This is a genomic window from Acidiplasma cupricumulans (assembly GCF_001402935.1).
In the GTDB taxonomy this organism is placed as follows: Archaea; Thermoplasmatota; Thermoplasmata; order Thermoplasmatales; family Thermoplasmataceae; genus Acidiplasma; species Acidiplasma aeolicum.
The window spans coordinates 1-8876 of the sequence record NZ_LKBH01000301.1; the positions used below are offsets into that span (position 1 = coordinate 1).

The 8876-nt window shown below is 36.1% G+C and carries 10 protein-coding genes; 6 read left to right on the forward strand and 4 right to left on the reverse strand.

Going from position 1 to position 8876, the window contains the following annotated elements; genetic code table 11:
* The first annotated feature begins 78 nt into the window (after positions 1–78).
* The 3 genes from AOG55_RS08440 to AOG55_RS08450 all read left to right on the forward strand — a co-directional run bounded on the left by AOG55_RS08440 (position 79) and on the right by AOG55_RS08450 (position 2286).
* On the forward strand, positions 79–1293 hold the full coding sequence (locus AOG55_RS08440; protein ID WP_048101909.1) for a YeeE/YedE thiosulfate transporter family protein: 1215 nt from the start codon (positions 79–81) through the stop codon (positions 1291–1293).
* Positions 1294–1593, forward strand: a complete 300-nt coding sequence (locus tag AOG55_RS08445) for a hypothetical protein (RefSeq protein ID WP_048101908.1) — start codon at positions 1294–1296, stop codon at positions 1591–1593.
* A 63-nt stretch (positions 1594–1656) separates the two neighbouring features.
* Complete coding sequence (locus tag AOG55_RS08450) at positions 1657–2286, forward strand: helix-turn-helix domain-containing protein (protein WP_048101907.1); 630 nt, start codon at positions 1657–1659, stop codon at positions 2284–2286.
* On the opposite strand, the gene AOG55_RS08455 is transcribed toward AOG55_RS08450, so the two are convergent.
* Complete coding sequence (locus AOG55_RS08455; RefSeq protein ID WP_048101906.1) at positions 2281–3441, reverse strand: acyl-CoA dehydrogenase family protein; 1161 nt, start codon at positions 3439–3441, stop codon at positions 2281–2283. The genes AOG55_RS08450 and AOG55_RS08455 overlap by 6 nt on opposite strands.
* Positions 3442–3530: 89 nt before the next feature.
* Here AOG55_RS08455 and AOG55_RS08460 point away from each other — a divergent pair, with 89 nt between their 5' ends.
* Positions 3531–4175 (forward strand): phosphoribosyltransferase, encoded by a 645-nt coding sequence (locus AOG55_RS08460; RefSeq protein ID WP_048101905.1) that lies wholly within the window; start codon positions 3531–3533, stop codon positions 4173–4175.
* A gap of 9 nt (positions 4176–4184) precedes the next feature.
* Here AOG55_RS08460 and AOG55_RS08465 read toward each other — a convergent pair whose 3' ends face one another.
* Positions 4185–4451 (reverse strand): ferredoxin family protein, encoded by a 267-nt coding sequence (locus AOG55_RS08465; RefSeq protein WP_048101904.1) that lies wholly within the window; start codon positions 4449–4451, stop codon positions 4185–4187.
* 1 nt (position 4452) lies between these two features.
* On the reverse strand, positions 4453–5670 hold the full coding sequence (locus AOG55_RS08470; protein WP_048101903.1) for an FAD-dependent oxidoreductase: 1218 nt from the start codon (positions 5668–5670) through the stop codon (positions 4453–4455).
* A 125-nt stretch (positions 5671–5795) separates the two neighbouring features.
* On the opposite strand from AOG55_RS08470, the gene AOG55_RS08475 reads away from it, so the two are divergent.
* The gene (locus AOG55_RS08475; RefSeq protein WP_231563431.1) at positions 5796–7202 is read left to right on the forward strand and encodes an APC family permease; all 1407 of its coding nucleotides are present in this window, start codon (positions 5796–5798) and stop codon (positions 7200–7202) included.
* A gap of 40 nt (positions 7203–7242) precedes the next feature.
* Here the strand turns inward: AOG55_RS08475 and AOG55_RS08480 are convergent, their stop codons facing one another.
* Positions 7243–7545: a hypothetical protein gene (locus tag AOG55_RS08480; RefSeq protein ID WP_048101902.1), complete on the reverse strand. Its 303-nt coding sequence runs from the start codon at positions 7543–7545 to the stop codon at positions 7243–7245.
* Positions 7546–7658: 113 nt separating this feature from the next.
* Between AOG55_RS08480 and AOG55_RS08485 the strand changes: the two genes are divergently transcribed.
* Positions 7659–8873, forward strand: coding sequence for an MFS transporter (locus tag AOG55_RS08485; protein WP_055041173.1), 1215 nt, complete (start codon positions 7659–7661; stop codon positions 8871–8873).
* The last annotated feature ends 3 nt before the right edge of the window (positions 8874–8876 follow it).

Genomic DNA, 8876 nt, shown 5'->3' on the forward strand with positions numbered 1-8876 from the left:
ATATTAGTTATTTAATTAAAATATTACCATACAATTATTCATTTAATATGACAAAAAAGTCATATTGAAGGATAAAATATGATAAGCGTAACAGCATGGGAATGGATAGGCCTTTTTATAGGGATGTTAATAGGTGGCCTTGCAGAGGCATGGGGCATATCAAACCCTGAGGTCCTCATAAGATTGGGTAAATGGGAAGACCGTCTTTTTGTTGGGTGTATAGCAATTGCAATAGGTGCAGGCGCTCTGGCATTATATGGCCTGGCAGCACTTGGTGTTGGATTCCACTGGGGAATTAAACCGGATTACGTCTGGGGTGTTGCACTGGGCGGCGCAATATTTGGTACAGGTATAGCAATATCCGGATACGTGCCTGGCACAGTATGGATGGCACTTGGCGAGGGAAGAAGGGATGCAATTTTCGCCGTGCTTGGTGGCTTATTGGGTGCTGCAGCATGGACATTAATATACCAGACGTCATTCGGTCACTGGCTTGTAACATATGATAACTTTGGTTTGATATACTTTGGTGGTAAGGTCGATACAAATCTAACAGTGGGCTTTGGCATAGCAGTGGCCTGGGCCATAATAATGTTCTCAATTGCATATTTCCTACCAAGGTACAAGCATGGAAAGAGCTGTGCATACAACTCATTGCACAAAAATACAAAATTAAGCCCGGAGGAGGAGGCACAGTATGTGGAAACTGCCGGCATGCTTCTTGAAGGATCATCAATGCCTCTAGGCAAGAACAATTTACCTGAGAAGGTGAATTATCACTGGACTGTTTCATCAAAATTATTTGGCGTTGTTATGATGTCTGTTGGTATAATCATAGGTTTAACCGTTGTATTGGAAATGTTCCTTCACCAGATATTTGGTGAATCAACCACATATTCATGGATAGTTGCAAAGCTATGGCTACCAGCAGGAACATGGAAGTACAGCACATTGGTTGTTCATACAATAGGCTGGGAACCCTTCAGTGATATAGGCACATTATTTGGTGCATTCCTTGCATCAGTATTCTTCACAAGGAGATTTCAGTCATTTAATAATGTAATTCCACCATCATGGAAGGCCAGATTTGGGAACAGCCAGATTAAAAGGGCAGCAGGTGCATTTTCAGGTGCATTCTTAATGCTTCTTGGTGCAAGAATGGCAGATGGATGTGCATCAGGTCATATATTAAGCGGAGACCTTCAGATGGCAGTAAGCAGTCTGGAATTCTTCATATTTGTCATAATATTCCTTCTGGTTGTTGCACATATAATATACAGGAAGGTGGAGTAAATGGTTGAAAAAGATGAAATAGAGCAAACTGAAATTAAAAGGGAGGGTTCAGAACCTAAATGCAAAAGTGAGTCTGGCATTAAGGCATTCATAATAACAATGGTTGGCATAGTAATAATAACCGCAGCGCTGACATCGGGCACATACAATGGGTATGATCCAAGCTCATACTCTGTTGCAATCACTGGCTTCTTTGTCATAGTCACCATTGTAATGACTGCCATATGGTACAGGACGAAATATAATAATTACAGTTATGAACCCAACAATGAAACAAATAAAAAGGAAAGGAAACAATAATTTTTTATTATTTTTTTAATGTATATTAACAATATTTTTTAATACCAAATAAATATACATTTTATGAGTGAAAAATCAAAGGGCTCGGTTATAGCCCTTATAAAACTTCACCGAACAGACTGCGAGGTTACAAATTTTATAACCAAAAACTTTCATGATGTTGATATAAAAAGGTTGAAAATAGGAGAAAATTATACGCTTCACTGTATATCATTCAATAAGGATGATGATTATTATGATAAAATATCCGAATTAAAAAAAGTTTCAAGGAACTTTATTAATGTGGGAAAAAATAAGATATGGGCAGAGGGTCCTAGCTGCACTGCATGCCATTTTATGGCAACTGCAGATGTTGAAATACTCAGCAATAAATCCCTTGGTTCTGATTATGTTCTTTACAGGATACTTGTATCCAACAGGGCAAAACTTAGGGAGCTTGAGGAAAAAATGGATGAGGCAGGCCTTGACCCTGAAATAATTGATGTTACCTATTCAAACGACCTTGAGCTTACATCCAGGGAAAAGGATATAATTAAAAAGTTATTTGATTATGGTTATTTTGAACTCGACCGGAAAAAATCATTGACAGAGATAGCAGCATCCCTTGGAATATCCACAACAACATTATCAGAAATCATGCGTGTTGCACTTAAAAAGATTGTTAAAACATATATTAATGATAATATTTCATAGGCCCATAAATGCCTTTGATATTATTAAATTCATAATGTTTAATGCACCCTCTGCACCCACAAGGTAGCTGAATATCCCCCTTGCACTTTTCTCAAGGCCAGCCTCTGTGCTGTATGAATATGCACCAAACCACATCATGACATTCTTTACTATATCAAGTGCAATCTGAGGTGCCTTAAACTTGGACATTGCACTGTATATATATAGATCATTTGAATCAGTGTCTGCAAGGTACGCAGCCTTGTATGTTAAAAGCTTTGACATTTCAAGTTCTGTTTTTAATTCAGAAAATTTGAAAGATACACCCTGAAATTCTTCAAGTTTTTTCCCGAATGCACTCCTCTGTTTAATGTAATTCAGCCCCTTCTCAAGGATGGAATCGGATAATCCATTGCAGGCTGCAGCAACAAGAATCCTTGCATGGTTAAAGCCATCCATGGCATAATAGAACCCTTTGTTTACCTTTCCAATAATGTTTTCTTCCGGGATTTCAACATTGTTATACCTTATTATGCATGTTGATATGCCCATCCTGCCCATGTTGTTAATTTTATACATTTCGATGCCCGGGCTGTCAGCAGGCACATAAACCATGGTAATTCCCTTATGCCCACCGTTTTTATCGGTTTTTACCAGTGTTAAATGTCCGCCACCATTATTTTTTGCCTCAATTCCACCGCTTATATAGGCCTTTTCTCCATTTATAATAATTTTTCCATCTTTTATTTCTCCTGATGTTTTAATGGCAGCAACATCACTTCCACCAGATGCCTCTGTTGATGCAATGCCTATAAATTTTTTTCCTATTGCAATATCTGGTAATATTTTTGATTTTATAAAGTTATTTCCATATTTTTGCAATATATAAGCCCATGATGTGTTTAGTAAATAATATACAGAGGTTGCCATGCTTGTATCAACCTTTGCTATTTCCTCCGATATTATTGCAGCATCCATAAATGATAGCTTTGATCCACCATAAAGTGTATCAATAAGCGGTGATATAATGCCATGAGAACCTGCGGCCATTAAAAAACTTTCAGGTATTTTTTCATTGGTATCAATGGAATCTGCAACAGGTTCAAGATATCTTTTCAAAAATTCCGCTGTTGTTTCCCTTATAAGCTGTTCCTCCTCTGAAAATGAAAAATCCATGAGGTTTTATTTTAATATTAATATTAAATATTTCCATGGATTCATAAAAGAACCTTAAAATAATTAAAATCACTAAACTATGGATAATAATGGAATTTAAGGCAGTTTATGTAACATGGCAGGACATTGAAGACTGGTGCTCAGGCATACTCGACATGGTTCTTGAGGACAGATATAACCCAGATGTTATTGTTGGCATAGCAAGGGGTGGCCTTGTTCCGGCAAGAATGATTTCGGATTATCTGATTAAAAAGGAATTAATATCAATAAAAACAGAACACTGGGGATTAACAGCAAATATGGATGGAAAGGCAGTGCTTGCAGGTAAAACAAATTATGACATGTCTGGCAAAAAGGTGCTCCTTGTTGACGACATCACCGATACCGGAGAAAGCATGAAGGTGGCCCTTGATTACATTAAATCATTAAATCCTTCCGTGGTAAAATCAGCATCAATGCTTTATGTCAATGAGGCATCCTTCCGGCCCGATTATTTTGGCATTGGAATTAAAAAAAATGACTGGGCATGGTTCATATTTCCATGGAATGTTTATGAGGATACATACAATCTGCTTAAGAAGTTTTTAAGTGAACCACTGGATCTTGATGCCGCAGAAAAAATATTAAGAGATAATTACGGGCTTGATACATCACGGGTAAATCTTTCAAACATACTGAAAAATCTTTCCAGGTCAGGAATGATAAAAGAAAATAAAGATAAATTTTATATTTAAAATTATTTTTTATCCGTATGTGTAGCTTATACCCTTTTCAGGGAAGGTAAATTCAATTGCTCCAAACGGGCAGGCCACAAGTGCTGCGCCACATTCAAGGCATCTCTCATAGTGTACTGTAAGTATCTCCTTTTCATTTGCCTCGTAGGTACCCGCAGGGCAAACCTTTGTACAGGGCTTATATTTGCACGTTCTGCAAATATCTGTATTCACCTTAATATGCGACTCGTTTCCAGTTTCGTATTTATTTAATGCCAGCCTTTTTAATATATCCATTTTACATCACCCTCATTGCATCACGCAGAATGGATGCAACACTGAGTCCATTCTGATGTGCCTGATCAAAAACAACATTTACAGGCTTTCTCCTATTTTTACCATCCACGTTCATTAACTCAGAAAGAACACCGGTAAAAAAGTCCGGATACTTTGTAAATAGATCCTTATTACCCAGAAGATTAAACATGGGCCATGCAACCTTCATGTCATTCATAATAAATGATTCATCAAGCATTTTCTTATATATTTCTGTGTTTGAATAATCACCAGAATCCAATATAATTTTGGCAGCATTTCCAGCTATCATGCCCGATTCTATGGCAAGGTCCATGCCCCTTATGGTGAAGCCATCATTTATTAAGAAACCTGCAGAATCACCAGCAACAAGTATGTTGTCATAGTTTACAGGTGGCAGATTGCCATATCCATAATAGGGTATCATATGTGCAGAGTATTCAAGCATTTTTCCATCTATGCCCAATTTTTCCCTGACCTGCTCTATTAAATCTGAGGATTTTAGGTTATTTGCATCATCCTGCAATGATTCTATCTTAACGGTGAATCCAACAGATAATGTATCCCTGTTCTCGTAAACAAAGGCACCGCCCTTAAGGTCCCCTGTTAATCCCAGAATTGTCCTTGTTTCTCCATAATCCCTGTCTGTCTTATTTTCAATAACCTCCTTAACGCCCAGCATATTGTATTTTGGCTGCAGCCTCCTACCCTGAAGCCTTGATATAAGTGCGGCTGACCCATCAGCCTCTATTACCAGTGGTGTTTTAATATCCCCCCTGTCTGTTATTACATTGATAAGATTATTTTCCCTTGAAATTCCCTTTACAAGTGTGGAATATGATACTGTACAGCCATTTTCCTCGGCGATCCCTGATAAATACCTGTCAAATTTCGACCTGAGCACTGTGTAGCTGTTTTTCTTATTTTTTTCCTCAAAGGAAAATGATATTTTTCCATCCTTAGCATATATTTCATATGTATCCTTATACACCGGCAGTTCCAGATATTCATCAGAAAACTGGTCTCCCAAAAGTTTCCTTAGTGAATGAACATACATCCTGCCGCCGGTAACATTTTTAGACCCGGAGTAATCGCCGCGTTCAAGAACTATTGCGGATAAATTGTTTTTTGTGGCTGTTATTCCAGCTGAAAGACCTGAAAGGCCGCCACCAACTATGACAACATCAACATCATAATCCATGGCTTGAAATCCCGTTATAATATATGAACATTTATAATGTCATATAAAAATATTTTGTCTGTGGATAGTTTTAAATATTAAAGTATACTTACTAAAAAGTAAATATACTTTAGCAAGGTGATCTATTGCATAAGGACGGTGCTTATTCAAAGAAATACGATTTCTCTGTGGGCCAGCTAAGGAATAATGTACATAAATTTATGGATCTGGCATCCCTTTCAACATCAAGTGTTGCACCTGCGTTCAGCATAGCAGCATCATATGGTGTTATTGCCTTTTACCTTGGCATCTATTCTATTATGGGCGTTATAATTGTATTTCCCGTTTACCTTTTTGCATCCATTATATTCAGAAAGTTTAATAGATTATATCCAAATGCTGGTGCATCATATTTCTGGGGCAGCAAAATAGTGTCAAAATCCTATGGGTCCTTTCAGGCATGGATTATTACACTTGCATACTTTTTTTCAATTCCACCAATAGTTATACCTGCAGGGGAGTACACTGCACAGTTTTTATACTCTCTGGGCATAATAAGTTCCAGCCTTTTAAATAATGCATTTACCATATTCATACTGGGGTCCTTCTGGATTTTAATTACGTTAATTGCAGGTATTTTGGGGGCAAGGCCCACTGCCAAGATAACAGAGCTGTTCCTTGGAGTAGAGCTTTTTGTTATTATAATGTTTTCTTTAATTGCAATATATTACCTTCCGGATCATATGGTAAACCACATATCATTTTCATGGTTCTTTTCATTTAATGAAATAGTAAAAAAACCATACGCATTTGTACTGGCATTTCCTGTTATTGCAACCATTATGGATGGCTGGGAAATAGATTCATATGCCTCTGAAGAATCCTTTAACAGGGAAAAATGGCCTGGTACAACCGGGATTATGGGATTTTTAATAGTCTTTTCAATATACATGATAACCATGACGCTTATGGATGCTGAAACACCCTTAAACCTTCTTTCTGGAAGTATAGACCCGCTTGCTGAATGGGCATCATACATAATACCAAAATATGCGGTTATCATGTATATAGCAGTAATAGCGTCCACAGCCAGTTCATTATGGCTTACAACATATATACTGAGCAGGGCATGGTATGCCATGTCAAGGGATCATTTATTTCCACAAATTTTTGGTTACACTCATAAAAAATATAAAAGCCCATGGTCAAATCTTGTTATAATCGCTGTTACCGCCGAGGCAATAAACGCATTTATGCTGTTTATACCATCCATAGAATCATTTTTCGCCCAGCTTCTGTCCATTTCAGGAATTTTCCTGATGATGGAATTTGCATTTGATGCTTTTTCAGGAATTTATCTATTTAAGGGAAGTAAAAATATATTATACCTGTTAATCTCAATAATAACATTTATAGCATTTATATTCATGATAATTATGGGAATAGCCACAAGCACATTTTATATTGCACTTGCTGTAATCCTTCTAATTCCCGGGATACTAATGTTTTTTATTCAAAGAAATGGAATAAAATTAAGGAAAATATTAAATTGAAAAATAAAGCAAATACAATAAATCTTATAATATTATTAAATTACCTGTACTTGCTGTAAGCATATATTAAATCCAGTAGATTTTTTTCCATATCCTCTGTGATTACACCGTCATTCTTCTTTTTAACTATAAAATCCCTGGCCTCCCTGGTGCCCTGCTTGGACATAATTGAATATATGCCACCACGAAGTGCGCCCCTAACACTCTCCGGGAGATCCCTGACTATGGTGCCAAGCATATAATTAAACTCCTCATTCTTCCTCATATCAAGCTTTTTTACCGATCTTTTCTGATCATTTCTATAATTTCTATAGTTTTTATTTTTATAACTATTCCTATCCATGTCATATTAAATAATGTATATAAATATATAACATTTCTTATCTTAATTAGGGTCATCATTGCATTAATAAATATTTCAGTTAAGAATAAATAATGTGTTGTAATACTTTACAAATGAATAATGCCAATAGTAAATTAATTTTTATCAATCTAATTATACTTCTTTCAGTTACATTCACAATGAGGGCATCCACAAACATGCTTATGACCGTTGTTCCGGTCTTCTCAAAATATGTTCTCCTTGCAAACCTTATTTTTGTTGGATTAACCGCAACACTATACGGCATTGGGGCCCTTATTTCAAATATTTTAATTAATGGGCGTGTAAACATATCAAAAACGCCGAAAATGATAACATTATTTCTATTTATCATGACAGCATCCATTTTTGCATTTATATTTACCAAAAATATCTATGAGGTTCTTGTGCTTTCATTTATAACAGGATCCTCAATGGGTGTTGTTCAGCCTCTGCTCATGACAGTAACCAATATAATATCACCGCCTGATAAGAGGGACAGATATATAGCTGCCTACACTGCATCATTATCCCTGAGCCTTATATTTGGAGTGCTTTTACAGGGCTATGTAATATCATTTTTAACAATCAGGTATGCTTTTGTTATCTTCTTCTTTATCTCACTGGCATCATCAATATTAATGCTGATTCTATCAGGTAAAATAAAAATAAGCTCAGACAATAAAAAAATAGGCTTCAGGGAAATACTTTCAAAGGCGTCATACTCACTTAAACAGGGGAAGGTACTTTTTGCCATGTTTGGAAACATTTCATATGCATTTCCATTCATTTTGTTATTAACATATGGCAGCATAATGGGCAGGGAATACTATGGAATAAATCCGGATATATTTTTCTATTTCCTGGCAGTCTTCTTTTCAATATCATTTGCATCCAGAATGTTTCTTTCACTGAAAACTGTAAAAAATAGGGACATAATAATGTATGCATCATTTATTTTAAGCATTGCAGGATATGCCATGCTTGGTCTCACCGATTATATTTACGTATTTATAATTGGCCTAATATTTCTGGGAATTCCCCACGGAACCATATACCCTATATCAAGCTATTATATTGCCACAAGCATAGATATAAAATATCTGAACATTGTTTATTCTGTTTTTACATTTATAATGGATGTAATATTCTTCTTTATACCATTTGTATTTGGCCTGATTTCTGATCTGTATTCAGTAAGGATGGCAATTTATGCAACAATATTCCCAATGGCTGCACTTATAATAGCGTCAATAATCTTTAATGTAAAATCCGGAACGCAATCAAAAGGCACTGCAACTAAATTATAATAA

Coding starts and splice junctions, on each gene's coding strand:
- AOG55_RS08455 (WP_048101906.1), bottom strand. CDS start 3,441: ATGGATTTTTCATTTTCAGAGGAGGAACAGCTTATAAGGGAAACAACA.
- AOG55_RS08485 (WP_055041173.1), top strand. CDS start 7,659: ATGAATAATGCCAATAGTAAATTAATTTTTATCAATCTAATTATACTT.
- AOG55_RS08470 (WP_048101903.1), bottom strand. CDS start 5,670: ATGGATTATGATGTTGATGTTGTCATAGTTGGTGGCGGCCTTTCAGGT.
- AOG55_RS08445 (WP_048101908.1), top strand. CDS start 1,294: ATGGTTGAAAAAGATGAAATAGAGCAAACTGAAATTAAAAGGGAGGGT.
- AOG55_RS08465 (WP_048101904.1), bottom strand. CDS start 4,451: ATGGATATATTAAAAAGGCTGGCATTAAATAAATACGAAACTGGAAAC.
- AOG55_RS08480 (WP_048101902.1), bottom strand. CDS start 7,545: ATGGATAGGAATAGTTATAAAAATAAAAACTATAGAAATTATAGAAAT.
- AOG55_RS08460 (WP_048101905.1), top strand. CDS start 3,531: ATGGAATTTAAGGCAGTTTATGTAACATGGCAGGACATTGAAGACTGG.
- AOG55_RS08440 (WP_048101909.1), top strand. CDS start 79: ATGATAAGCGTAACAGCATGGGAATGGATAGGCCTTTTTATAGGGATG.
- AOG55_RS08450 (WP_048101907.1), top strand. CDS start 1,657: ATGAGTGAAAAATCAAAGGGCTCGGTTATAGCCCTTATAAAACTTCAC.